Here is a 25375-nt window from a genome sequence, read left to right as displayed (position 1 = left end):
GCGAGCACGCTCAGTCGTGGATCACCACCAGTGACCCTGGCTTCTCCGGCGTCGACCACACCCCGTGCCATCCGCGCGGCATGCTCGGCTCCGACCACATGAACACCCGCTTCGCATCGAGCGGTGACAGGTTCACGCACCCGTGGCTCTTCTCACGCCCGAAGTCGCTGTGCCAGAAGGCGCCGTGCAGCGCGTACGACCCATCGTAGTACGCCACGAACGGCACGTCCTCGATGCTGTACGGCAGATCCCCCGCGACGGTCCCGTCACCGTCCATGGTCACGGCGATGTGCTTCTCGCGGATCCGGAACGTCCCGGTCTTCGTCGGGTGATCCTTCTTCTTGGTCTTCGACCGGCGCCCCGGGGAGATGAGCGTCGCGAACACCGGCTTGTCGCCGGCCATCGTGACCAGCGTCTTGCGCGTCAGGTTCACGTCGATCCATTTCTCACCGGGGGCCAGATCTGGGGGCGGCGGGCCTGCTTCCGCGAACGTCCCGTCCGATCCCCGCATCCACCAGCCATCGGTCGTCTTGCGGTACACCACCGTCTTGATGGTGGCCGACTCTCCCGTGAGCCCGAAGGCACTGAACTTCGGGAGCGCCCCCGCCGGCTTCACCTTCTCACCCGCGAGGTCGACCTCGTACTTGCTCGCCTTGGTCGAGGTGATGAACCCGATCTGGTTCGCGCCCTCGGGGAAATCGATCCCTTGCGAGCTCGGCGGCTTGATCAGGTACATCCGGTCACTCGGCGCCACGAGCCCGGAGGTCGTCTTGTACCAGAGCCTGTCGTTCCACCCGAACGACTTGTCCACGGCGACGAAGAACCCCTTCACCATCCGCTTCGCGACCGGACCGTCCGCGTCCTTGTCCAGGTCCGCGAGCGTGATGTTCAACGGCTTGTCCTTGCCGTACTCACGCTGCCACCAGGGCTTGTCCTCTTCGGCATCCACCGGCGGAGGCTCGGCCAACCCGAGCCCGAGCGACGCCGCCGCCGCCACCGCCGCCGTCTTGTCGTCCACCGCTGCGCTCGGCGTCGCTGCGGAGCCCGGACCATCGCCCGTGGGCACCGCGCCCGTCGGCCCCAGCGCGTCTTTCTCCGGCTTCCGCGCCGCGCCGCTGTCGTTGCCTGCAGTCGCGATCGCAGCCGCCGCGACCACCCCGTCCTTTGCAGCGCCCGTGCCGGCGCCGGGCCCCTCGGCGGCAGCGTCACCTTCCTTGGCCTTCTCGGTGTCTTTCCTGGCGACCTCGGCCTTCTTCTTCTCGGCCGCCTCTTTCTTCTTCTTCCGCGCCGCCTCCAGGTACGGCTCGTAGCGGTTCATCTCCTCCCGGGAGGGGACCGACCTGTAGAGCGGCGTGCCGTGCGCGTTGTTGTAGGCGTACTTGTACGGCAGGGCGTCGTCGAGGTTCGGCGCCGTGACTCCGAGCCGCACCTGTGGATCCGACATGTCCAGCGTCGAGTACTTGCCGCAGACGTACCCGCCATCGAGCAGGCGGTACCACCCCTTCGCGCAGTTGCCTCCCTTGAGAGGCCGCGGATCCACCGGCGCCTTGGCCCCGCGCCGGAGGTAGCCGATCCGCTTGTTCGAGAACTCCATCGTCGGGTACACGGGTGTCTGGAGCGCCTGGGCGCCGAGCAGCGGGCCGGTATACGGCTTCGCTTCTTCCGCCACGGCCACCGCCGCGCTCGAGGGTGCGGCTGATGCCGCGCTGCTCGCCGAGGGCACCTCCCGCGGAGCACTCGCCGCAGACGGCGCGGTCGGCCCCACGGCCACGGTCGTGCTTCGCGGCGGCGCAGGGACGGCGCTCGTACGCCGCGGCTCCTCGGCGGAGGGGCCCGGAGGTGCTTCTCCGTGGCACCCGCTGGCCCAGGCCACGGCCCCTGCCAGCGCTGCGGCCACCACGAACCCGACCGCGCTCGACGCGAGCGACGACCGCGCCGCCGCCTTCTCGTCCACCGGCGGTGACGCCGGTTCGTCACGGTGAGCGCGCGTCATCACGCGGCGCGTATTTCCCGTGCTGCCCGAGGCCGGCGAGGGCCGGGCGGGGTCCCGCTGAGCGGGAGAGCGAGGCGCCTTCAAGCGGGTCATCTCCACATCCATCCGGGCGCCGGAAGGCGCCTCTGCCGAGGTCTCCCCCGGAGACGTCGGCCCCTCGGGTCTTAGTACCTGGTCATTCTCGTGTCGATCCACTTCTCTGCAGCCTCCTTGGCTGTGCGTAGGGGCCTACCCTCGAACACCAGCGCTCTCCGCAGTGGCGCTGACGCCGCCCTGCTCTCTTCCAGACTCCGTGCCACCGCCGCGATCTTTGCGCCCCGCCGTCCTCTCGCCGCGCCCTTTTGCCTTCTTTTCCCGCATGGACGCGTGCTCCTCGGGTGAACTTCGCCACACCCCTGCTAGGGTAGCGGCGTGGCGGAACCGACCCAGCAGCGTGGCTCGGATGACGCGCTCCCGGGCACACCGCAGGGCGTTTCTCCCTCCAGCGCCTCCCTCCCTCTCCAGTTCCCGGGCGTCCGCGCCGCCTCTCACCGCGCCCTCCGCGCCGCCCTCCTCGTCGCGTTCCTCGTCCACATCCCCCTCGTCCCGAGCCCGCTCGCTGCCTGGATCAGCATGCTGCTCTCCCTCGGCGAGGGCGAAGTCACCGACTACGACGACGAGCCGACCATCATCCCGCTCGACCTCGATCTGCTCGCGAGCGATCCGACGGCCGCAAACCAGGCCCCTTCCGCCGATCCCGCAGCCACGGCCCCTCCCGCGCCCCCCGATCCTCCACCAGCTCCCGCGCCGGCCGCGCCAACCCCGGCGCCGAGCGCCGCTGGTGTCGAGCCCTCAGCCCCTGACGCTGGCGCTCCCGATGCTGGCCCGCTCGACGCCGGCCCGCTCGACGCCGGCCCCACCGACAAGCCTCCGCCCGACAACGGCCGACCCCGTCTGCGTGACCCCCTCGCTGTTGCTGGCGCCCCTGGCAAGCTCGCTTCCAAGGACCCCAACGTCCAGGTGCTCATCGCCGGCGACCGTCTCCGCAACCACGATCTCGGGGCGTGGTTCGGCCGCGTGCTCACCCTCATCCCCGAGTGGCAGAGCTTCTTCTCCGGCTCCTCCGTCGATCCCATCCGGGACCTCGATCACCTCCTCCTCGCCGGCCCCCAGTTCCGCAACTCGAGCCGCGTCATCGCCGTCATGGACTACCGCGTCCCCGAGACCGCCATCCGCGAGGCCGTCGACGGCATCGTCCAGCGCACGAACGGCACGTGGCTCCCCGACGCCCCCATCCCCGCGGCCCGCGCCCGCGCCGATCGTGCCGACCGCGTCTTCGCCCTCGTCCCCAGCAAGAAGCTCCTCGTCATCCTCCCGGCAGATCAGGAAGGAGAACTCGACAAGCTCAAGTCCCTGAAGCCCTTCAACCGCTCCTCCGCGGTCGGTATCGTCATCTCGATGCTCACCCCTCAGAACGCCTTCAGGGGCCTCTACAAGCTCCCGAAGACCTTGAAGTGGATGCGCCTCACCGTGACCCCCACCAAGGACGGCGGCGCCGATCTCGCGCTCGCCGTGGGCGACGGTTCCCCCGAAGACGCCCGCGATCACGCCGAGGAGTTCACCCGCAACATCAACGCCGTCCGCACCGCCGATCTCGGCATCATGAAGGTCGACGTGCTCGACGAGGTGACCTTCACCGCCGACGGCGACGTCCTCTGGACGCGCCTCCACGTGCAGAGCAAGCAGCTCAAGCTGATCATGGGCTTCGTCGAGCAAGCCTTGAAGGATCAGGCAGCAGCCCGCCCCCGGCGTGACGAGCCAGCCCGCGACGAGCCATCCCCTCGCAGCACCAGCACCAGCGCTCCCACGGCTGCCCCGCCCACGACGACCACCACCACGCCCACGCCGGCTGCGCCGCCCTCGTCCCCCGCGCCGACCGCGACTTCTCCCGCGAAACCCAGCCCATCAGACGGCGACACGCCCTACGGCGACTGAGATCCCGCGCCCCGCAGGGCTTCCATCGCTCCCCTCGGGACAGGCTCGAAAGGTTTCCTTCACCCTTCGGCCTCCCCTGGAAGTCAGGTGCACTCCTGTGCGCAAACCCGTGAGAGGACAGCAGTTTCCTCCCTCATCCTCCGGGTAGGCGCTTCCGCCTGGTTCAGCGCTGCAGCAGGCGACCCAGGGCTGAATCCGCCACCGCCGGCTCAGCACCGCCCACCGCCAGCGCGGGCCCTTTGCGCGGGACGATCACCACGCGACACCGCCCCCGCCGACCAGCGCCGAGATGCGACAGCCCGAAGTCGAGCGCCGCCCCGAGCGCCAGCACCAGCGCCCCCATCCCCAGCAGCTCCGGCGAGCCTGACCGCGCGCCGTCGACGAACAGCGACACGCCCACGTACGTCCCCAGCCCGAGCGCCACCAGCCCCGCGTAGAGCCCCGCCCGCGGATACCGCACCTCGCGGGTCGCGCGCTGCAGCCCCTCCGCCGGAATGTGCGTCTCCCGCTCCTTCACCGTGCGCCCAAACAGCTCCGTGCGGCTCCGCACCGTGAGCCCCCGCGGCGTCACGGTCAGCTCCGCCGGCTTCCGGTACCGCAACAGGAGCCTTCCCAGCAGCCTTCCGAGGCGCACCACGAACAGGATCCCGGTCACCGCGAGCAGCACCAGCACCACCGGCCCCCGCGGCGGCGGCACGATCTCCCCCGTGACCAGCGTCCCCTCGCTCCCGGCCGCACCCGCCGGCCCGTGCCGTTCGGCATCATCCGCACCCGCGCTTGATCCGCGCCCCGAAGGTCCCTGCCGGAGGAGCGCCCGCACCACCGGATCCCGCGCCTCCTCGGCGAGCCCCTCCGCTTCCTCCCTGGCCGCATGCGCGGTGCTCATCCGCAGCGCGACCGCCGCGATCACCGCGCCGGCCCGGCCCACCCCCGGCGCCGTGCCCTTGTCGGCGCGGCGCACCAGGTCGGCCACCGCGTGCCACAGCCCCGCAGCGCGCTCCCCCATCGCCGCATCCAGCGCCGAGAGGGCATCCACCGCGGTGTGCGTGGAGAGCCAGATCAGCGACTCCGCGACCCGCCCTTCCGCCTCCGCCCCAGAGGGCGGCGAGAGCGCGACCCCCCGCGCCAGCAAGGTCGACACCAGCGTGCGCGCCGCACTCCCCGACGCCTCCAGGCTCCCCCGCTCCAGGGCGCGGATGACATTCCCGTAGCTGGTCTCCGCGTCCTCGACCTTGAGTCCACTCAGCTCGGCCAGCTCGTACACCCCATCCCCAAGGCTCGCCCGCCGCTCATCGGCCGCCGCAAACGCCGCCGTGTGCACCAGGCGTGCCAGGTCATCTCCGCGGGCATGCCCAGAAAGCTCGTCGAGCACAGCGTGGGGGGATCGATCCTGCGTCATCGCGAACCGGCTCGGCATTAACCGAACCCCGCCCCCTTGGCTAGGTACTGCGTACCCAAAATCAGGGGCCTGTCGGCCCCTGCGCTCCCGATGGTCGCTACCCCCGTTGCCTGCAGCGAGCGTCTTTGCCGAGGAGCTGGGGCCCGCCGCGGGAGCGCCAGCACGAACTTGGCCATGCACCACCGCTTTCGATAGGGCTCGGCCGAGGAGGCAGGGCATGCGTTCGAAGGCGGAGATGTTGGCGGATCTGCGGGTGATGGTGCGGGAGATGCTCGAGGCGCGCGCAGCAGGGGGGCTGAACCCCCGTATCGCGCGCACCCAGGGCCAGGTGGACGGCTACATGCGCGCCTTGCTCGACCAGGGCACCGCCACCCGGATGGAGATCCTCAACATCGTGTCCGACGAGCGCGCCCGCGTGAGCGGCCCCGCGACCCGGGAGATCGTCACCCTCGACGACGACCACGCAGAAGCCGCGCGCAGCATCGCCGCTGCCTGACGCCCTGCACGACACGGCGCGGCGTGCCGCGCCTCCGTCCCCCCGCCCCTGATCCCCCCCCGGGGCACCTCAGTCAGGGCGAGATGAACGCCACGTCGCCCTTCGGCTCCATGCCGCCCACGCGCCACCAGTTCGCGACCCTCACCTGACCGTCCACCTGCACGATCTTCGAGAACGCGCCGGCGAAGCTCTGCTGCGGGAGCTCCCGCACGAGCCAGGTGTGCGCGCCGCCGCTCGGCGTCCCGACGGCGTAGCGCAGCGTCCCGCTCGTCGCGTCCTGGTAGCTCACGTGCACCTCACCACCCGACGTCACGAACAGGTTCGAGTCGTCGCCCACGATGTGCTGCCCGTCCTCGAACGCCGCTCCCTCGATCTGCAGGCCGTCATCGAAGACCTCCACCTGCCCGACCATGCCGTCCCGCACCTGCACGTAGCGCACGCCCTCGGACAGGCCGTCCGCGTAGGTCAGGTGCCAGGCCTGGGACTCGTCGATGAACAGCGACAGCCCCATCCCCACGTCGCCGGTGTCCGTCCCGTCGGCGGCCTGGCCGTCGGCGATCACGCTCTCCCAGCTCCCGCTCTCCTTCGACGCCACCACCGCGTTGCCGTGGATGCGGTCGTAGTAAGCGACCCCGAGCCCGCCCAGCGTGTCGGGCGCGATCGCCACGTAGTCGCCGATCGCGTCCGGGTACGTGTCGAGCTTGTCGTCGCCGAAGACCGCCTGGCAGCTCACCTGCCCGGTCCCGTCGTCGGCGCACGCCTCGTCCGACCCGCACTCCCCGCACTCGTCGGTCGGCTTCACGCAGCGCCCCGTCGCGGCCACGCACGCCGACCCGATCTCGCACATGAACGCCCGGCAGGGGGTCGCCGGATCCGAGGCCACGTCCTCGAACGTCCACTGCCCGTCCCGAGGCACGGCCGACGCGCCCCGCGCGAGGCGCACGCTGGACACCACCGACCCGTCCGCAGCCGGCTCGATGGCCAGGTACCCGATGACCGGCGTCCCGTTCAGGAACACGAGCTTCGCGTACCGACCGATGTCGCCCCGCACCACCTCCTGCACCACGCTGACCGCCCAGCTCCCGGCCGTGAGCTGGGCGAACTTCAGCCGCCGGTTCGTGCGGTCGTAGTACGCCACCGCCGGCTGACCGTCGGGCCCGATGGCGATCGACGTCCACAGGCCCACGTCCTCGCCCTTCTCGGTCTGGCCACCCCGGAAGCCCTTCGTGTTGTACCGCGTCGGATCCACCGCGGGCTCCGCCGGCACTCCATCGACCACGCTCCAGGAGACCGCGTCGCCGTCGAGCCTCCCGATCGCCAGGTCACCCCACGACATGTCCAGGTACCGGTTGCCTTCGGCATAGCCCGCCACCCACACCGTCGACCCGTCGACGGCGACCGACGTGTACGCCCCGATGAGCCCTGGCTCCAGCGTCGTGCAGCCCTCGCCGCACTGCGCCTCGTTGGGTGTCTCCACGTCCCCGCAGTTGCAGCCCGCCTGTGCGCCGGCCGTGGCCACCACCATCAGCGCGCCGAGCACGCCGTGCGTCGCCTGCCGCCCCAGCGTGCGCCGCCCCCGCGGAACCTCCCGCGCCGCCGTCACCACCGGTCCCTGCCCGACCACCGAGCGCTCCGCGCCCTCGGCCTCTCCCTTGCCCACGCCGCCTTTGCCCGCGCCGCGCCGCCGCCGGAGCCGCGCCCCGAACGCCGCCAGCACCAGCCCCGCGAGCCAGCCCGCGGCGCCGCCCGTGCGCGTCGTCCCGCCGGCCACCTCGCAACCGCACCCGGCGTCGCCGCCGGACCCGACCCGACCACGGATCAGCGCCTGCTGCGACGTCCCCAGGTTGCCCTCCTCGTCGCGGGCCTCCACCTCGACATCGTCGGCCTCGCCGACCTCGATCGCGCCGACCTCCGACGCGCGCTGCCACGACGACCACTCCCCGCCGTCGAGCCGGAAGCGGACCTCGGCCCGCTCCGCGCCCGAGACGTGGTCCTGGATCACGAGCTTCGCCCGGCCAGCCTCGTCGACCTCACCCACCTGGATCACCGGCGCTTCCTGGTCCACCAGCACCTCCACCTCGGCCGGCGTCGGATCGAGCGTCAGCGGCTCACCCGCGATGCGCGACCTCACCGAGATCACGTGCCGACCCTGGAGCCGCAGCCAGCTATCTTGCACGTCGATGATCCGCTCGCGCGTGAACGGCCGCCACACCCCGTTGTCCACCCGCACCTGATACTCCATCGCCCGCGACCCGTCGTCGAGGTCCGAGCCCATCACCAGCCGCACCTTCGGCGCGTTGTCGCGGGAGATGGTCGGGAGCCTGAGGCCCTCGGCCTCGACCTCCTTGCTCTTCACCACCGCGTGCGTGTCGCTCACGGTGAGCGCCGCTGGCGTCGCGAGGCCGAAGCTCGCGAAGATCCCGAGGTAGTTGTCGCTCCCCTTGGTCAGCTTGCGCAGACCGGCCGACCCCTGACCGTCCACCGTCGGCGGGATGGTCAGCGTCAGCCCGAGCGACGCGAGCGACCCGTTGATGTCGATGGGATCGATCCCCCCGCCGAGCGCCTGCCCCACCTGACCCGAGATGAGCTCCGCCAGGCCCTGCGCGATCGCGTTGGGATCCGCGTTGAGCAGCGCGCTGTTCGTCACCTTCCCGTTGTTCACCCCGATGTCCTCGAGCACCGGCACCAGCCCCTCCGGCGTCACCTCCAGGTTCACCGGCACGTCGAGGTCGTAGGTCGCCGTCATGAACCGGATGTACCGGTCCGTGGACCACAGGTAGAAATCGAACGACGCCTGATCGAGCTGCAGCCTCACCAGCGGATCGGTCTCCAGGCTGGTGCCGTTGCCGAACGTGAGCCGCGGCGGCGTCCCGGGCCGCACCACGATCGCCACCGACTGCTTCTCCTTCTGGAGCGCCAGCGAGTCGACCCCGGGGATGAGCAGGCTGAGCGTCCCCGAGCTGATGAGCGGGATCGCGTCCGAGGTGATCGCCAGGCAGAGCAGCCCGCTGTTGTACACCCCGCTCATCGCGTAGTTCGTGAACCGCTCCGAGAGGGCGATCCCCACGTGCGGCCCCGCGATCTCCGCCGGCCAGTTCGGGATCTCGTTGGCGAGCAGCTCGTCCGGGATCGGGATCCCCGCCGGCAGCGGCAGCTCCGACAGCTTCACGCAGTTGCTCTGCGGCATCGGCTCCGCGCCGCCGTAGAGCCCGAGGGTCGCGCCGCCCTGGATCGGGTTCAGATCACCCCAGCCCCTCCCGTCGCCGCGGTCGCTCTGCCCGCCGGCCGCGAACAGGAAGTCGAGCCCCCCCTTCGTCCCTGGCGAGATGCTGGCGAGGAGCTGCCCCAGGTTGATGTTCCCGTCCGCGCCGAGAACGATCGAGGCGCAGGACCCGTCCGGGTACATGCACGTACCGCCGGTGTCGGTGGTCCCCACCGGGCACGACGGCGACACCTCCGGGTTCGCCTGCTGGCAGAACTGCTCGTTCACCGTCCCGGTCAGGGTGTCGATCAGCCCGTCGAGGAGGAAGCCGATCACGATCCCCTTGAACGCGTTGAGGATGCTGCCCGAGGGCGAGTCGCCGCAGTTGAGCTTCAGCCGGTCCGCGAGCTGGTCCTCGTCGACGCTGAGCTGGAGGATCCGCACCTTGCTGTAGCCCCGGCGGGAGTGGGTCGGGTCGGAGTCGATCTCGATGGAGACGTTCACGTCGAGGTCGATGTTGGCGTAGGTCTGCTCGTTGTTCGGACAGGCGCCGTTGCCGTTCAGCACCACCCTGGCCGTGTCGGTCCCCAGGAAGCCGTAATCGATCTCGACCGGCAGGTTCTGCAGCCGGATCGGCAGCGGCCCGCTCACCACGATGTTGTGCGGCGCCGTCGGGGTGATCTGGAGCTGCGCCGCGCCAATGTTGATCTCCGCCACGCACCGCGGCGGGTTGGTGGTCGCGTCCGGCCCGTCGGGGCATACGGTGTACGAGGTGCCCAGGGCGATGTCGCCGCTCGACGTCGGCACCTCGAAGGTGACCACGCCGCCGCTCACCGTGTCGCCGAGCACCGACCCGGCCAGGCTGCCCAGGTTCTGCTCCAGGAAGTCGAGCCCTTGCGCCGTCAGCCGCGCCGAGCCCGCGTTCTCGATGCGGGCCTCGGGCTTGAAGCCCTCGGGGAGGGGAGTCACCCCGTCACAGCCGCCGCATCCGCTCCCCCCAGCGGTGCAACCGGCGACGAGCATGGCAATGGGTGCGGCAAGATGTCTGAAAATGCGGCGCATAAGCGGCCCTCCGGAAGCAACGAGCCTTTCGTGGGATCGTACGCACGCGGTAGCGCGGGCCGCAAGCGCCGGATGGGCTGAAGAGCGCCTCGTTCCTCGCGGTTCTCTCCCTGCCTCACGCTCGTTGCGCGCTGCGTTGTGACCGCGGCAGTCGCGCGCGTGGCGAGGAAACGGGGGGCGGGAGATCCGCGAGATCAGCGAGAGCGCAAAGGTGAGAGGCCACTGCGAGCGCAGCGCCGCCAGCGTCGCTCAGGGGCAGATGCCGTCGATGGCGATCGCGCTCGCCGCGAAGGTCGCGCTGAGCCGGAACGAGTCCTGGCAGCCCCCGGCTGCTCCCGTCGTCGAGCAGAAGTCGCCCTTCAGCTCGATCATCCCCTGCGCGTCACGCTTGCAGCGGCTCACGGGATTTGCCCCATCGCTGCTCCCGCTCCCGCCGAGGAGCACGCAGAGGCTCTGGCCGAGATCCTCCACCACCACCTGATCCGCCTCCTCCAGGAGGATGTGCGCTTCGAGCGAGGCCCCGTCCACGAAGGCCGGGTAGTCGACGCTCGGCAGGCACCGATCCGGCGGGAGCAGTCCCTCGGCGTTGTACGTCCCGACGCAGTTGTTGTCGGCCGACAGCTTGAGCCCCTCCACCCGCGCCGCCTTGAGCGGCAGCAGGATCGGCGTGCTCGTCGGCACCAGCTCCTCGTAGATCGGCACCAGCAGGTCGCCCAGGACCGCCGAGATCTCCCCGTCCGCCAAGGTGTACGCCACCGTGACCGGCTTGATGGGGAACGTCCCCTCCTGCTCGTCGAGGAAGCAGTAGCCTCCGGCCCGCGGGTCCTGACGGGGCAGCGCGCCCCCGGTGCGCACCATGCTCGTCGTCATATCCATCTCGAACAGCCAGTTGAACGTGCCCTTGCCCGTCAGCCGGCACGACTCCAGGTTCAGCAGCACCCCTTGCCCCACGATCTGCTGCACCGTCGGGTTCGTCAGGGCCTCCGGCGCGGTCACCGTGAGCTGCGACATCCGCAGCCCGAACTTCTCCTGGCCCGCGTTGTCCTTGAGCGCCACGCACCCACCGACCGAACATGCCGGCTCGGTCTGCTCACACCCCTGGTCGGTGGTCGTCGTCCCGCCCCCGTCGTCCTCGCTCCCCCCGCAGCCCGCCGCCATGCCGGCGCCCCCGACCGTCACCAGACCCAGCACCCCGAGAAGCTTCATCAAGCGCATCTTCATCTCCTCCCGCACGAATGTCGCCCCGCGCGACCCTCGTCGCGCCTCACCGACGCGTATAGCGCTTGCCGAGCCGCTCGCCGACGGGGAGAGCACGGGCCAGGCGGACGAGCGTCCACACTGTCCCGGCCAGCTTGCGCAGCTTCGAGGTCCCCACCCGCTCGTTGTACGCGATCGGGATCTCCACCACCCGGTAGCCGCACTTCGCCGGGAAGAGAAGGGTGTCGATGGGCAGCGCGTCGCCCTCCCCGTCGAAGTCGAAGGCCCGGATCACCGACCCCCGGTAGGCGCGCATCCCGCTGTGCACGTCGCAGGTGGGGATCCCGTGCATCGCGTGCGCCATCGCCGCAAAGGTGCGGTTCGCGGCGTAATTCGGGATCGGCATCGCCGCCGGCCGGGTCCGCGTCCGGGCGCAGTTCACCACGTCGAACCCCTCCTCCTCCACCAGCCGCCGCACCCGCGGGATGTCGCTCGCCGGGTACGTGAAATCGCAGTCCAGGTAGATGAGCAGATCGCTGTCCGCGGCCGCGCTGTACATGAGCAGCTCCATCGCCGGCCCGTGTCCCCGCGGCGGCATCTGCCGCAGCACCCGCGCCCCGAGGCTCCGCGCGATCTCCGGTGTCCGGTCCGTCGAGCTGTCCACGCAGAGGATCGCCGCGTCGGGTGCGTAGCGCCGGATCTCCCCGATCATCTCGGCGATGCTTTCCTCCTCGTTCATGGTCAGCATCCCGACCGTGAGCTTCATCGCCCGCGCCCGTGGTGGCTTCCGCGCCACGAGCACGTGCTGGAACGCCAGGAGTTCCGGCGCCCGCCGCGCCACCACGTCTTCCACGGGCCGCACCAGCCCCTGGTACAGCTTGTAGGGCAAGGAGCGACCGAGCGCCGTCGGATCCTCGTGCTCCCCGTTCACCGTCCCCGTCGCCGCTGCCGCCTTCAGGATCAGCTCTTTGCCGGCGCGCACCAGCATCGGGTTCTGGTCCATCCGCAGCACCTCGAGCCCTGCCTCTTCGAGCAGCCGCACCGCCGACGCCCGCGTGAAGAACCGGAGGTGCGTCTCGTCCAGGATCCCGCTCTGCGCGTACTCGAACTTCCCCCCGAGGAGCCCGAGCCTCACCGTCCACGCCGCCACGTTGGGCAGGGACACGATCACCTGCCCATCTTCGGCGAGGTAGGGCAGGAGCCGCCCCAGCACCCCCGCCGGATCCACCGTGTGTTCCAGCACGTCGGCGAACAGGATCACGTCGAACTGCCGCGCGCCCGCGGTTTCCCCGAGCGCCTCCTGCACCGACGCGTCGCTGGTGATGTCGCAGGAGATCACTTCATCGAGCACCGACGTCGCCCTGGAGATCGAGCCGGGCACGATCTCCAGCCCCGTCACCCGCGCCCCCGAGCGCTTGATGGCCGCCCCGTTCAGCCCGATTCCGCAGCCCACGTCGAGCACCGTTCGCGGCCGCCCCACCGCGGCCACGGCGGCCCGGTTCACCTCTTCCACCACGTAGCGCAGCGGCGCCTCCACCATCGCGTCACTTCCCACGGTTCGCCCAGGCCGCGTTGAACTCGCGGATCGTCTCGTCGGTCTTCGGGTTGTGCAGCATCTTGCGCAGGATGGGGGGCGGCACCGTCACCACGTGCGCCCCTGCGAACAGCGCCTCGTTCACGTCTGCGATGTGCCGGATCGACCCCACCAGCACCTCGGCGGTGAGCCGCTCCCGGTCGAACCGCGCCCGGGTCTGCTCGATGACCTCCCGCGCGTCGTAGCCCATGTCGCGGATCCTCCCGCTGAAGATGGACACGTACGTCCCGCCCGCGAGCGCCGCCAGGTAGGCCTGGTTGAAGTTCATCACGCACGTCACGTTCGTGCGCACCCCGGCCTTCGCGAGCGCGTGCGTCACCCGGAGCCCCGCCTCCCCGAACGGCACCTTCACGCAGATCCGCGCTGGATCCCAGGCGTGGATGGCCCGCGCCTCCTCCAGCATCTCGGCCTCGGTCTCGGCGATCAGCTCCACCGACACGGGACCGTGCGAGGCCGCGATCACCTCCCGCATCCGCTCTTCCAGGATCGCGTCCTTCGCTTCCCTGGACAGGATCAGCGGGTTCGTGGTCACGCCGCCGAGGACGCCCCACGCAAAAAGCTCTCTGATCTCCGCGGGGTTCGAGCTGTCGAGGAACAACATGGGCCGGGTGGGTCCTCCGAAACGCGCCGCAGGGGACCACAGATTGCCCTCGGTTGGAACGCCCTCATCGCCGGATCCCAGCGTCCTCGCCGCGTTTGATGCCGTAGGCGCGGATCTTCTTGTGGAGGTTGGTGCGCTCGATGCCCAGCACCACGGCGGCGCGGGAGATGTTCCAGTCGAGGCCCGAGAGCACCTCCACGATGTAGCCGCGCTCGGAGCGATCGCGGAACTCGCGCAGGGTCAGCCGTCGACCATCGCCCCCGGCTCCGGACCGACCGTCGCCCTCCTCGGGCAGGATGGAGCGCTCGCCGGAGCCTCCCTCGCCTGCGGAGCCTCCCTCGGCGCGGATGCTGTCGGCGCCGCTCCCGTCCTCCTCGAAGGGGCTCTCGTGGGGGTCTTCGGGCAGATCGGCCACGGTCACCATGTCGCCGGAGAGGATGGCGGCCCGCTCGATCACGTTCTTCAGCTCACGCACGTTCCCTGGCCACCGGCGCCGCTCCAGGGCCGTGTACACGGCCGGATCGATCCGCCGCTGCGGCAGCCCGTTCTCCTTGCAGAAAGCGGACAGGAACGCATCGATGAGGGGCCGCAGATCTTCCATCCGCTCGCGCAGCACGGGCGTCCGGATCGGGAACACGGCGAGCCGGAAGAACAGATCTTCCCGGAAGCGTCCGGTCGACACCTCCTTCGACAGATCCTTGTTCGTCGCGGCGAGCACCCGCACGTCCACGTGCAGCACGTGCTCGCTCCCCACCCGCGAGATCTCTCCCGACTGCAGCGCCCGCAGCACCTTCGCCTGCGCGGTGAGCTCCATGTCGCCGATCTCGTCGAGGAACAGCGTCCCGCCGTGCGCCTGCTCGAACAGACCCCGCTTGCGCCCGATCGCGCCGGTGAAGGACCCCTTCTCGTGGCCGAACAGCTCGCTCTCGATGAGCTCCTTCGGGATGGCCGCGCAGTTCACCTTCACGAAGGGCGCGTCAGCGCGCGGCGACAGCCGGTGGATGGCGCGGCTCACCAGCTCCTTGCCGGTCCCGCTCTCGCCCGTGATGAGCACGCTGGCCTTCGTCGGCGCCACCCGATCGATCTCCTTGAACATCCGCTGCATCGCGGGCCCCTGACCGATCATCTCGTAGCGCGTGTGCACCTCGGCCATCAGGTCGCGCACCTCGCGCGCGAGGCGGCTCGTCTTCAGCGCGTTGCGCACCCCGACCAGCACCCGCTCCCGGTTCAGCGGCTTCTCGAAGAAGTCTCCCGCGCCGAGCTTGATGGCCTTCACGGCGTCGTGGACCGTCGCGTGACCGCTGATCACGATCACGGGCAGATCGCGGGTCGCGTCGTCTTGCCGCACCCGGTCGAGCAGCTCCAGCCCGTTCATCCCGGGCAGCATCAGATCCACCAGCATCATCTCCACGGGCGTCTCGCCCTGGGTGAGCAGCTTCAGCGCGTCCTCGGCGCTCGCGGCCTCCACCACCCGGAACCCCTCTCCGGTCAGCACCATGTCCAGCGTCCGCCGGATGTTGCGCTCATCGTCGACGACGAGGATGGTCGGGGCTGCAGCCTCATCGGACTGGGCCTGGGAAGAGGGATCGATCCCGCTCATGGCGCCGCACGGTAGCAGGACCGACCCCGCCAGAACGAGGGACCGTGCTTCACGGCTGACAGCCCCGAGGCACCCGTCAAGGAGGGCGACGCGGACCCCTCAAAACACTTGGCACTGGCATGCGCCCACTGTAAGGGCCCTCCTGACCCGGTACGCCTCGGGCCCCGGTTCTTGCTTGGAGGGACATCATGCTTGGCATCCGTTTCGGCGGTCGCGTTCTAGCGTCGGCAGGGCTCCTTGCGGGCCTCGCGGCGGGCTGTAGCGATGGAGGGGGACCGGCGACGACCGGAAGCCCGGGAAGCACCAGCACCACGGCGGGCCCTGGTGGAAACGGCGGCGAGGGCGGCCACGGGGGCGCGGGTGAAGGGGGGAGCGGCGCGGCGACCGGCGGTCACGGAGGCCAGGGCGGCCACGGCGCTGCGGGCGGCGCGGGCGGCGCGGGCGGCGCTGGCGGCGCTGGCGACGGCGGGAGCGGAGGGGGGATCGCGTGCACCTCGGCGGACGACTGTGACGATGACGACGCCTGCACCGAGGACTCCTGTGATGGCGTCATGTGCGCCAACACCGCGATCGATCCTGCTGACGGCAACGCCTGCACCCTCGACGCTTGCGATTCGCAGACCGGCGTCTCGCACACCCCGATCGATCCTGACGATGGCAATGCCTGCACCATCGATGGGTGCAACCCCCAGACGGGCGTCACCCATGTCCCCGTCAATCCCAACGACAACAACGTCTGCACGGCCGACATCTGCAACCCGCAGACGGGCGTGAGCAACGTCCCGATCGACATCAGCGACAGCAACGCCTGCACCGTCGACCTCTGCGATCCGGTGCTCGGCGTGAGTCACATGCAGGTCAACATCAACGACAACAATGCCTGCACCCTCGACGGGTGCCACCCGGTGACGGGGGTGTCGCACATTCCCCTGAACGTGAACGACAACAACCCTTGCACCGTCGACGCGTGCGATCCCGTGACCGGCGTCTCGAACGTCCCGGTGAATCCGGACGACGGCAACGCTTGCACCGTCGATGGGTGCAACCCCCAGACTGGCGTCTCGCATGTCCCGGTGAACCCGGATGACGGCAACGCTTGCACCGTCGATGGGTGCAACCCCCAGACTGGCGTCTCGCATGTCCCGGTGAACCTGGATGACGGCAACGCCTGCACCACCGACACGTGCAACCCCCAGACTGGCGTCGCACACACACCGCTCTCGTGTGATGACGGCAATGTCTGCACCGTTGACGCGTGCAACCCTGCGTCGGGCTGCACGACGACGCCGCTCGTGTATTTCAGCGAAAGCTTTGCCAGCAACACCAACGGCTGGCAGCTCGGGACCGAGTGGCAGATTGGCCCGGCGCTGGCGTCCACGGGGCACTCCCAGTTCGGCCCGGATCCTGCGACCGATCACACCCCCACGGGCGACAATGGCGTTGCTGGCGTGGTCCTCGGTGGCAACACCACGACCGTCATTCACGCGCCGTACTACCTGACCAGCCCGCCCATCAACCTCTCCGGCGTGAGCGGCCCGGTGCACCTCCAGCTCTGGCGGTGGCTCAACTCCGACTGGCAGGAGTACATGCGGAGCACGATCGAGGTGTGGAACGGCTCGGCGTGGGTGCAGATCTACCTCAACCCGCTGCTGGGTGGCGTGTACGACACGAGCTGGCAGCAGGTCACCTACGACGTCACCGCTTACAAGAACGCGGGCTTCCGCATCCGGTTCGGGGTGGAGGTCGTGCAAGCCAACGCGTTCATCGTCTCCTCCTGGAACATTGACGACGTGCGCCTCGTCCCGAGCGCGACCTGCACTCTGTGACGTTCGCGGGGCAGGTCGCGCCTCCCCGCAGTTTGCCGCCTCACAACCAGGAGAAGGAAGACAGGTCGGAGCGGTCCGACCGTCGATTTCCTGCGGGCAAGGGGTCTCGGGACCGTTCCTTGCAGTACTGGCCCGGCACTCACCCTGGGGGGGCGGCGACCCGCCTTTCCGGGCGCCTCTGGTTCTTCGCGGGGCGTGGTGTGTGGCTGGAGGGGGTAGCGACCATCGGGAGCGTAGGGACCCTGGGTCCCTGCTCCAGGGTACGCAGTACTGGCGGTGGGGGGCGGGATTGGGTAGGAGGCGGCGGATGAAGTGGTGTCTGGTGCTGGCTGGGCTTCTGGCGGTGGGGGGGCTCGCGGCGTGTGACATCCAGCCGTCGACGGGGGGGAGCAGGGCCACGCTCAAGTACACCGAGGATGCGCGGCGGGCGTACCAGGAGGCGATGGCGGCGTTCAGGGCGCGGGAGTGGGAGGATGCGCGCGCCCTGTTTCAGGACCTCCAGAAGATCTTCCCGTACAGCAGGTATGCCAAGCTGGCGGCGCTGCGCATTGCGGATGTCGACTTCGAGCTGGAGAGGTTTCCGGAGGCGGTCTCGGCGTACCGCGAGTGGATCCAGAACAACCGCACGGACAAGGATGTCGCGTATGCGCGCTACCGCATCGGCAAGGCGCTGTATGAGGACATCAATGATGGCTTCCTCCAGCCTCCGACCGAGGAGCGGGACCAGGCGGTCACCCTCGATGCGTACAAGGAGCTGAGAAGCTTCCTTCGCCAGTTCCCGAGGAACAGGTACAGCAACGAAGCGGCGTTCATGCTGGAGGCGGTCACGGGGCGCCTCGTCAGACATGAGCTTTATGTCGCGCACTTCTACCTCAAGGTGGACAGGTTCGAGGCGGCGCTTGCGCGCATCGACTATGCCTTGCGCAGCTACCCGAATTCGGGGCTCGATCCGGAGGCTCTGGTCCTCAAGGGGGAGACCCTCCTCAAGATGAAGAAGGTCCCGGAGGCGCGGGGTGTCTTCCAGACGGTCGTCAAGGACTGGGGGGGACCGTTTGCCTCGGTGGCCAAGCGGTTCCTCGATGACATCGGGGATGGACCGGTGGCCGTGCCCAAGGCTCAGGATCCGGTCTCGGTGGTCCCTTGAGCCAGACCACGACCCGCCCGAGTTCTGGCGTTCGGTATGCCGTCGAGCATGCCGAGGGGGCCCAGGGGGAGGACATCTTGTACCGCGGGTTTGCGTATCTCCCGGCGGCGGCTCTCCCGCTCGAGGTGCGTGTTGGCGCCTCGGGGGCGGCGGTCGCGCAGCTCGATGCGAGGACCATGCCGGAGGGGGCGGGGGATGTTGCGGAGATGCAGCGCGAGGCTGCGGCGCTCCTCAAGATGGCGGTGAAAGCTGCGGGTGTGGCGGGCAGGCCGCCGCCCCGGCGTGTGGTCCGGTGGAGGGCTTGAAGGCGCCGCCACCCCCTGCATGACTCGCGCGGAGCGTGCTACAAGCGGGGTCACCATGTCCGAAAAAGTACCGATGACGCCCGAGGGGCAGGCCCGCCTCCGCGAGGAGATGCGCCGGCTGAAAGAGGTTGAGCTTCCGCAGGTTGTGAAGGACATCGGGGTCGCGCGCGATCACGGCGACATCTCCGAGAATGCCGAGTATCACGCCGCGAAGGAGCGGCAGGGCATGATCGTCGCGCGGATCTCGTACCTCGAGCAGACGCTGTCGCGTGCCGAGGTCATTGATCCTTCGAAGCTCTCGGGGAGCAAGATCCAGTTCGGGGCGCGGGTGAAGCTCATGAACGTGGACAGCGACGAGGAGCAGAGCTTCCAGATCGTGGGCTCGGACGAGGCCGATCTGAAGAAGGGGACGATCTCGGTGACGGCGCCCATGGCGAGGGCGCTCATCGGGCGCGAGGTGGGTGACGAGGTGCGGGTGAACATGCCGGCGGGACCGCGCACCTTCGAGATCCTCGAGATCAGCTATACATGACGGAGCCTGGGGCCCGGGGGCGCGGCCTCTCGGGCCGGCAAGACCCCCGGACGCAGGATGGGGGGCGCGAGCCGCGGATCCCGAGCCAGCCCGAGATCACGGAAGGACAGCGTGGGGCGGCTCCGGCGGCGCCGCGGCGGGGGAGTTCCGGCAGCGGCGCGGGTGATGCCGAGGTGGGGCAGGGGCCCTCGCGGCCGCGGGCGCCGGGTGGTGGAGGGGCGCGCTCGCCACGCATGCCGCGGTCTCCGTTTGGCAGTGGTCCCGAGGGGGGGCGCGGCGCGGGGGGGCCTGACGACCCGCTTGCGGCGCGGATTGACACGGCGCTCGGGTGGCGGATTGCTGACGCGTACCTCGCGCTCGCGGTGTTCTCGGTTGTGGAGCTGGGCGTTGTCACCGTCGTCGGCCACCGGGAGCTGGCGGGGGGGTACGAGGTGGGCTGGGCGTTCCGGGATCTGCTTCCGCTGGCGCTTGCGGCGGCGGCGCCGACGGCGCTCGTGGGGGGGGCCGTCGTCGAGCTGGCGACGTGGGCGGACAGACCCCGGGGCAGGGTGGGGATTGCGGGGTTTGCGGCGGGGTTTGCGGGGGTCGTGGGGGTCGCGGTCTCGGGGGGCAGACGGGTCGAGGGGCTGAGGGTCCCGTTCGTGGCGGCGCTGGTGATTGGCGCTGGGCTCGCGGCGTACTGGCTGGCCCCGCTGGTGGCGCGGGCGCTGCGGACGGCGGAGCGCGGGGCAGGGGGCGCGGACGTCGGGGAGGGCAGGGAAGGGGACGCGGAGCACGCCCAGGCGCCGGGCAGAGGTCCGGGGCGGCGGGAGCGGCGGGCGTTGCGGAAGCGGGGGGGATGGGGGGCGCGCATCCCTGCGCACGTGAAGCTCCTGCTCGTGGTGGGCGCGGGCATGGTGGCGCTGGGCGTCGTGAACATGCGGGTGTTGCCGCGGCTCTATCCAGGGTTTCACCTCGGGCTTGGCGCGCTGACCCTGCTGCTTGCGTGTGTGGCGCCGGTGGCGCTCGGGGCGCAGCGGCGATCGGTCGGGCGGGTGGCGGGGGCGCTGGTGCTGTTCGCGTTCTCGGCGGCGCTCACGCCGGGGGCGGCGGCGCGGCTCGCGCGGGCTGACAACCTGCGGCTCGTGGTCCTCGACAAGGGACCGGTGCTGGGGCGGGTGGTGGAGCTTGGCACGCTCCTCTCACCGCCGGCGCCGCTCGATGACGCCCCGCTCGAGGAGCTGACGAGCGGGCACGCGATCGACCTGCGGGGGCGGGACATCGTGCTGATCACCGTGGACGCGCTGCGGGCGGACCACGTGGGGGTGTACGGGTATGGCCGGCCGACGACGCCGAACCTCGACAGGCTCGCGGCGGAGGGCGTGGTGTTCGAGGCGGCGTACACGCCGACGCCGCACACCTCGTATGCGGTGGCCTCGCTGATGACGGGCAAGTACATGCGGCCGCTCCTCCTGCAGGGGCTCGGGGAGGACTCGGAGACGTTCGCGCAGGCCCTGCGCCGGTACGGGTACAAGACGGCGGGGTTCTATCCGCCGGCGGTGTTCTTCATCGACGGGGAGCGGTTCGGGCCGCTGCGGGAGCGGGGGCTCGACTTCGAGTACCGGCGGGTGGAGTTCGCGAGTGCGGCGCAGCGGGTGGGGCAGGTGGAGGCGTACCTCGGCAAGGTCGGCGCGGGCGAGCGGGTCTTCCTGTGGGTGCACCTGTTCGAACCGCACGAACCGTACGAGGCGCGGGCGGATCATCCGTTCGGGGAGCGTGATGTCGACCGGTACGATGCGGAGATCGAGGCTGCGGACGTGGGGCTCGGCGCGATCGTGGCGGCGGTGCGGAAGGTGCGGCCCGGGGCGGTGGTGATCGCCACGGCGGACCACGGCGAGGAGTTCGGCGAGCACGGGGGGCGCTACCACGGCACCACGGTGTACGAAGAGCAGGCGCGGGTGCCGCTCGTGGTGAGTGCGCCGGGGCTGTTCGCGCCGCGGCGGGTGGGGGCGGCGGTGGGGCTGACGGATCTCTTGCCCACGGTGCTGGCGGGGCTGTCCATCCCGAGGCCGGCGCGGATTCGCGGGGCGGATCTCGGGCCCCTGCTGGCGGGCACGGTGAGCGCGGAGGAGGAGGCGCGGTTCACGGCGTTCGCGGAGACGGATGCGCAGGCGATGCTGGCGCGGGGGTCGCTGCGGCTCCTGTGCGCGCGGCGGGTGGGGGCGTGCGCGCTGTACGACGTGGCCAGCGATCCGCTGGAGAAGCGGGACGTGTCGGGGGCGAGGGCGGGGGAGCTGGGGACGCTCCGAGCGGCGCTGCGGGCGCTGGAGGCGTCGCACGGGCGGTTCGAGATGCGGGGGTTGCGGCGCGAGGGGAAGGGGTGGCCGGACGCGCTGCGGCGAGGGATCGCGGGGGACGGGGACGCGGTGGTGGAGGTGGCGGCGCTGCTCGACGACGCGGACGTGGCGATCCGGCGGAAGGCGGCGGAGGTGCTGTTCGAGCTGCGGCGGGCCGAGGCGGCGCCTGCGCTGCGGCTCGCGCTGGTGCGGGACGAGGACGAGGAGGTGCGGCGGTGGTCGGCGCTGACGCTGACGCGGCTCGGGGAGGGGGCGCCGCTGACGCGGGAGCTGCTCCAGGGGACGGATCGACGCTTCCGGAGGCTCGCGGCGCTGGCGCTGGCAGAGGCGGGGGACCGGCGGGGGGAGGACGTGCTCACGGCCTGGCTGCGGGAGGCGCTGAGCAGGGACGGGAGTGCGACGGGCGGGGCGGGGACGGGCGGGGAGACCGTCGGGTTCGAGCGGGTGCGGGAGATGGTGGAGGCGCTCGGGAAGCTGGGGGCGAAGTCGGCGCTCGGGCCGCTGATCAAGGCGCTCGGAGATGTGCGGCTGCGCCCGTATGCGGCGGCGGCGCTCGCGGCGGTGGGTGAGGATGCGGCGCGTCCGGCGCTGGCGGAGCGGTTCGCGGAGGAGCGCTACCACACGGCGCGCCTGGCGCTGGCGGAGGCGCTGGTCAAGCTCGGGGCTGGGCCGGAGCTGCGCGCGCCGCTGGTGAGGTTCCTGGGGATCCCGGATCCGTTGCCCGGGGGGCTCTTGCTGGCGGAGCGTGCCGACATTCTGGATCTGATCGGGGGGCCGCGGGAGCGGGATCTGGGGCGGCTCAGGCGCTTTGCGCGGAGCGGGATCGGGGTCGGGTTCACGGTGCCCAAGGCGGGGAACGGCAAGGGGCTGCGCGTGGTGTGCAGGGCGCGGGTGATCGACGACGAGGCGGGGGAGGTGCGGTTCGGGATGCGGCCCCTGGGGGCGCCGCCGCCGAAGCGAGACCGGTCGTCGTTCGTGCCGGCGGCGGCGCCGGAGCTGGATCCGGAGCGGTCGGTGTCGCTGGCGATCCCCAGGGGAGGCGAGGCGGTGGAGGTCATGGCGACGCTGCCGGCGAGCCTCGGGGTGAAAGCGGGGGAGCACGGGGATTTCGTGGTGTACGCGACGCAGAACGTGGAGCTGTTCGCGTGCGCGGTGGTGCCGCTCGCGGATGAGCTGCCGCCGCCGCCGCCGGAGCCGTGGTCGCCCGAGGAAGGCGCCGAAGGTGAGGGCGGCGTGGAGGGGGGGCGCGCGCAGGAGCGGGAGGAGGATGCCGGGGCAGACGCGGGCGGCGTGGATGCGGGCGGGGCAGGGGACGACGCAGCAAAAGAGGGGCCGCCGGCTGGAGAGTCGGATTGACGCCACGGGGGGCGGGACTAAAGTCCCGGCCCGTGTCGGACAAGGAACGTACGCCCAAGGCCGAGAAGCCTGAGATTGCTGGGGACGAGGAGACCACTCGGAAGGACGCCGCAGAGGACTCCGCCGCAGAGGACTCCGCCGAGGAGGGCTCTGCGGGAGCGCGGGTGAAGGAGGACGCCCCGAGCGAGAGGCAGGACGAGGCCGCCGCGCGGATGGCCGAAGCGCTCGGGGTGGACGAGGGCGAGCGGAAGGCGGCCGACGCCGAGGAGGAAGAGGCTGCCGCGGTGGAGGCGCAGGCGCCGAAGGCTGCCGCGCAGAACCGGGCGGTGCGGCGGCGCGAGGGCGTGCGCAAGCGGCGCGGGGAGTCGGCGGAGGACCTGCCGAGGGACCGGAATGCGCGGGCGAAGGAGCTGCTGAAGCGCCGGCAGGAGCAGGCGTCGGAGCGGCAAGGCCGGGTGGGGTCGCAGCTCGACACCGGCGAGATGGTCGAGGACGTGCTCGCGCGGGCGACGTCGCGTTCCTGGAAGTGGATCCGCCAGAACTTCGCGCTGGTCCAGATGGTGCTTGTCGGCGGCGTGCTGGTGACGGGCGTGGTGCTGTTCTTCCTGTACCGCTCGGACGCGAAGTCCGGCGCCGTGTCGGGGACGCTGGCCGCTGCGGTGGCGGCGGACCGGGGGCGGGTGCTCGCCGAGGACAAGCGGAGCGACGAGGAGAAGGCGCTCGATCCGACGAAGGTCTACAAGACGCCGGAAGAGCGCGCGGACGCGGCGCTGGCAGCCTACCGGAAGGTGGTGGAGGAGAAGGGGAGCCCCGGCGCAGTGGTGCTGGCGCGGCTCGGTGAGGCGGGGGCGCTGCTCGACAAGAAGGAGTGGGGTCCGGCGCTGGAGGCGTACAGCGCGGTGGCGTCGTCGACGCTGGCGGGCGTCGACCCCGACGTGAAGGGGCGGGCCGTGGAAGGGATGGGGTTCGCCAAGGAGGGTCAGAAGGACCTGGATGGCGCGCTCGCGCACTTCAAGGAGCTCGAGGGGATTGACGGCCGGGGCTACAAGGAGCTCGGGCTGTACCACCAGGCGCGCATCCACCTGGCCAAGGGCGACAAGGAGAAGGCCAAGGAGCTGCTCAAGGCGGCGCGCGAGAAGCTCGGGGCGCCGGGGAGCACCGAAAAGGGGCCGCCGTTCCTGACGGCGATGGTGGACGAGGCGCTCCGGCAGATCGATCCGTCGGCCGTGCCGGCGCAGATGCCGATGCCGACGCAGCTCGGGGGCGGCGGGGCGAACGCGCCTGCGCTGTCTAAAGAGGATCTGGACCGGCTGATCGAGCAGGCCAAGGCGAACGCCAAGAAGCAGATGAACCCACCGCCTGGCGAGGTCCCTGCACCGCCGCCTGGCGAGGCTCCGGCGCCTCCGCCGGGTGAGCAGCCGGGCGGGCAGCCCGAATGATCCGGTGGGAGGCTGCTGCGCTCGGGGCAGCGTGCGCAGCGGTGCTCGGCGGCTGCGGAAGCATCGGGACCCTGGGCGCGCCCGAGGCACCCCTGTGGCTCCACCATCCGGGATCGGCGCTGTCGGTGGAGCTGCGCCGGGAGATCACGGCGGAGACGCGCAAGGTGGGCGAGATGTACGAGCACGGGCAACCGGCGCTCGATCCCGTGCACCGGCGGCTCTTCGTGGGGTCGAGCGACTGGGGCCTGTACGCGGTGCGTGCGGATACGGGCGACGTGCTCTGGCGCTTCGAGACGATGGGGCCGGTGCAGAGCGAGCCGCTCTACGACGCCGCGACGGACACGGTGTACTTCGGATCGAACGACGGGGCGCTCTACAAGGTGCGCGCGTCGGACGGGAAGCTCCTGTTCCGGTTCATGACGAATGCCGAGGTGTCGCGGCGCCCGGTGCTGCGCGACGGCGTGATCTACGCGACGAACGCGAATGACACGCTGGTGGCCCTGGATGCGGAGACCGGCAATATGCGCTGGTACCAGCACCGGACGCCGGCCTTCGGGATGGAGGTATCGGGCTACGCGGGGCCTGCGCTCGGGAAGGATCGGGTGTTCACGGCATTCTCGGATGGGACCGTGATGGCGTACGACATCAAGGATGGGTCCGAGGAGTGGGTGGCCGTGGATCTGGCCGGTGAGGCGGAGCAGGCCACGGGCGAGGCTCCGAAGTACCTGGACGTCGACTCGACGCCGGTGGTGGACCGGACGGCGACGGGCGAGGTGGTGTTCGTCGCGGGTTATGCGGCCGGGGTGTTCGCGCTCGATGCGGAGGACGGCACGCGCGTCTGGTCGAACGACAAGGCCGTGGGCGTGACGGAGATGCTGCTCTGGCGCCAGCCGGCGCACCAGCCGCGCAACGGCAAGGGCCCGATGGTGCCGGAGCGCAAGCTGCTCATCGCGGCCTCAGGGCTCTCGGGCCTGTGGGCCATCGATCCGGAGGATGGCCGGACGGTGTGGCGGCGGAACCTGCCGGAGGGAGGCATGTCGGCGCCCGTGGCGGTGGCAGGGGCGATCCTGGTGACGACCTCCCGTTACGGGATCTTCCTGTTCTCGCCACTGGACGGGGCGGTGATCGACGGAATCGACACCGGCGGCGCGCTTTCCACGACGCCGGTTGCCCACGAGAGACGGGCATTCTTGCTGACGAACGGTGGGTCGCTGCTCGGACTTCACATCACGGCGCCGCCGCCGGTGGCGACCAGCTACCAGGCACCGCCTCCCTAGAGACTTGATCAGCGTGAGGGGATCGACGGCGCCCTTTGCATC

Annotated in this window: 16 protein-coding genes; 9 read left to right on the top strand and 7 right to left on the bottom strand. The window is 70.8% G+C overall.

Features of this window, described 5'->3' with window-relative positions; genetic code table 11:
- Nucleotides 1-10 precede the first annotated feature (10 nt).
- Nucleotides 11-1993: a L,D-transpeptidase gene (locus tag CAP_RS35130; RefSeq protein WP_231511878.1), complete on the bottom strand. Its 1983-nt coding sequence runs from the start codon at nt 1991-1993 to the stop codon at nt 11-13.
- Between the two features lie 411 nt (nt 1994-2404).
- Here CAP_RS35130 and CAP_RS35125 point away from each other — a divergent pair, with 411 nt between their 5' ends.
- Nucleotides 2405-3967: a hypothetical protein gene (locus CAP_RS35125; protein ID WP_044249017.1), complete on the top strand. Its 1563-nt coding sequence runs from the start codon at nt 2405-2407 to the stop codon at nt 3965-3967.
- A gap of 163 nt (nt 3968-4130) precedes the next feature.
- On the opposite strand, the gene CAP_RS35120 is transcribed toward CAP_RS35125, so the two are convergent.
- Nucleotides 4131-5366, bottom strand: a complete 1236-nt coding sequence (locus CAP_RS35120; RefSeq protein WP_156041427.1) for a hypothetical protein — start codon at nt 5364-5366, stop codon at nt 4131-4133.
- A gap of 217 nt (nt 5367-5583) precedes the next feature.
- Between CAP_RS35120 and CAP_RS35115 the strand changes: the two genes are divergently transcribed.
- Nucleotides 5584-5862: a hypothetical protein gene (locus tag CAP_RS35115; RefSeq protein ID WP_044249015.1), complete on the top strand. Its 279-nt coding sequence runs from the start codon at nt 5584-5586 to the stop codon at nt 5860-5862.
- A gap of 73 nt (nt 5863-5935) precedes the next feature.
- Here CAP_RS35115 and CAP_RS35110 read toward each other — a convergent pair whose 3' ends face one another.
- The 5 genes from CAP_RS35110 to CAP_RS35090 form a co-directional block, all read right to left on the bottom strand.
- Entirely contained in the window at nt 5936-10087 is a 4152-nt protein-coding gene (locus tag CAP_RS35110) for a hypothetical protein (protein ID WP_231511877.1), read from the bottom strand.
- 288 nt (nt 10088-10375) lie between these two features.
- The gene (locus tag CAP_RS35105) at nt 10376-11341 is read right to left on the bottom strand and encodes a hypothetical protein (protein ID WP_044249045.1); all 966 of its coding nucleotides are present in this window, start codon (nt 11339-11341) and stop codon (nt 10376-10378) included.
- Between the two features lie 49 nt (nt 11342-11390).
- Nucleotides 11391-12863 (bottom strand): methyltransferase domain-containing protein, encoded by a 1473-nt coding sequence (locus CAP_RS49160; RefSeq protein WP_081865591.1) that lies wholly within the window; start codon nt 12861-12863, stop codon nt 11391-11393.
- 4 nt (nt 12864-12867) lie between these two features.
- Nucleotides 12868-13518, bottom strand: coding sequence for a transaldolase family protein (locus CAP_RS35095; RefSeq protein WP_044249013.1), 651 nt, complete (start codon nt 13516-13518; stop codon nt 12868-12870).
- 64 nt (nt 13519-13582) lie between these two features.
- A complete protein-coding gene (locus CAP_RS35090) occupies nt 13583-15118 on the bottom strand; it encodes a sigma-54-dependent transcriptional regulator (protein ID WP_044249012.1) in 1536 nt (511 codons plus the stop codon).
- Nucleotides 15119-15306: 188 nt separating this feature from the next.
- Between CAP_RS35090 and CAP_RS49150 the strand changes: the two genes are divergently transcribed.
- The 7 genes from CAP_RS49150 to CAP_RS35055 all read left to right on the top strand — a co-directional run bounded on the left by CAP_RS49150 (nt 15307) and on the right by CAP_RS35055 (nt 25333).
- Complete coding sequence (locus CAP_RS49150) at nt 15307-16944, top strand: hypothetical protein (RefSeq protein ID WP_156041425.1); 1638 nt, start codon at nt 15307-15309, stop codon at nt 16942-16944.
- Nucleotides 16945-17251: 307 nt separating this feature from the next.
- Complete coding sequence (locus CAP_RS35080; RefSeq protein WP_044249011.1) at nt 17252-18088, top strand: outer membrane protein assembly factor BamD; 837 nt, start codon at nt 17252-17254, stop codon at nt 18086-18088.
- Nucleotides 18085-18393, top strand: coding sequence for a hypothetical protein (locus CAP_RS35075; protein ID WP_044249010.1), 309 nt, complete (start codon nt 18085-18087; stop codon nt 18391-18393). Before CAP_RS35080 ends, CAP_RS35075 begins: the two co-directional genes overlap by 4 nt.
- Before the next feature lie 55 nt (nt 18394-18448).
- Entirely contained in the window at nt 18449-18925 is a 477-nt protein-coding gene (gene greA, locus CAP_RS35070; RefSeq protein ID WP_044249009.1) for a transcription elongation factor GreA, read from the top strand.
- Complete coding sequence (locus CAP_RS55335) at nt 18922-22617, top strand: sulfatase-like hydrolase/transferase (protein ID WP_269324923.1); 3696 nt, start codon at nt 18922-18924, stop codon at nt 22615-22617. Before greA ends, CAP_RS55335 begins: the two co-directional genes overlap by 4 nt.
- A 32-nt stretch (nt 22618-22649) precedes the next feature.
- Nucleotides 22650-24056 carry a YfgM family protein gene (locus CAP_RS35060; protein WP_063748797.1) on the top strand — a complete coding sequence of 469 codons (1407 nt, stop codon included), beginning with the start codon at nt 22650-22652 and terminating at the stop codon, nt 24054-24056.
- Nucleotides 24053-25333, top strand: coding sequence for an outer membrane protein assembly factor BamB family protein (locus tag CAP_RS35055; RefSeq protein ID WP_044249008.1), 1281 nt, complete (start codon nt 24053-24055; stop codon nt 25331-25333). The genes CAP_RS35060 and CAP_RS35055 overlap by 4 nt, the downstream gene beginning before the upstream one ends.
- Nucleotides 25334-25375: the final 42 nt, after the last annotated feature.

The sequence above is a fragment of the Chondromyces apiculatus DSM 436 genome (assembly GCF_000601485.1).
Classification (GTDB): domain Bacteria; phylum Myxococcota_A; class Polyangia; order Polyangiales; family Polyangiaceae; genus Chondromyces; species Chondromyces apiculatus.
The sequence above is the reverse complement of the archived record's forward strand: the minus strand, read 5'-3'. Positions and strand labels throughout refer to the sequence as shown.

Excerpts from the sequence above, each read along its gene's own strand:
- CAP_RS35130 (WP_231511878.1), bottom strand. The coding sequence starts at position 1,993 with ATGACGCGCGCTCACCGTGACGAACCGGCGTCACCGCCGGTGGACGAG.
- CAP_RS35120 (WP_156041427.1), bottom strand. The coding sequence starts at position 5,366 with ATGACGCAGGATCGATCCCCCCACGCTGTGCTCGACGAGCTTTCTGGG.
- CAP_RS35115 (WP_044249015.1), top strand. The coding sequence starts at position 5,584 with ATGCGTTCGAAGGCGGAGATGTTGGCGGATCTGCGGGTGATGGTGCGG.
- CAP_RS35110 (WP_231511877.1), bottom strand. The coding sequence starts at position 10,087 with ATGCTCGTCGCCGGTTGCACCGCTGGGGGGAGCGGATGCGGCGGCTGT.
- CAP_RS35105 (WP_044249045.1), bottom strand. The coding sequence starts at position 11,341 with ATGCGCTTGATGAAGCTTCTCGGGGTGCTGGGTCTGGTGACGGTCGGG.
- CAP_RS49160 (WP_081865591.1), bottom strand. The coding sequence starts at position 12,863 with ATGGTGGAGGCGCCGCTGCGCTACGTGGTGGAAGAGGTGAACCGGGCC.
- CAP_RS35095 (WP_044249013.1), bottom strand. The coding sequence starts at position 13,518 with ATGTTGTTCCTCGACAGCTCGAACCCCGCGGAGATCAGAGAGCTTTTT.
- CAP_RS35090 (WP_044249012.1), bottom strand. The coding sequence starts at position 15,118 with ATGAGCGGGATCGATCCCTCTTCCCAGGCCCAGTCCGATGAGGCTGCA.
- CAP_RS49150 (WP_156041425.1), top strand. The coding sequence starts at position 15,307 with ATGCTTGGCATCCGTTTCGGCGGTCGCGTTCTAGCGTCGGCAGGGCTC.
- CAP_RS35080 (WP_044249011.1), top strand. The coding sequence starts at position 17,252 with ATGAAGTGGTGTCTGGTGCTGGCTGGGCTTCTGGCGGTGGGGGGGCTC.
- greA (WP_044249009.1), top strand. The coding sequence starts at position 18,449 with ATGTCCGAAAAAGTACCGATGACGCCCGAGGGGCAGGCCCGCCTCCGC.
- CAP_RS55335 (WP_269324923.1), top strand. The coding sequence starts at position 18,922 with ATGACGGAGCCTGGGGCCCGGGGGCGCGGCCTCTCGGGCCGGCAAGAC.
- CAP_RS35055 (WP_044249008.1), top strand. The coding sequence starts at position 24,053 with ATGATCCGGTGGGAGGCTGCTGCGCTCGGGGCAGCGTGCGCAGCGGTG.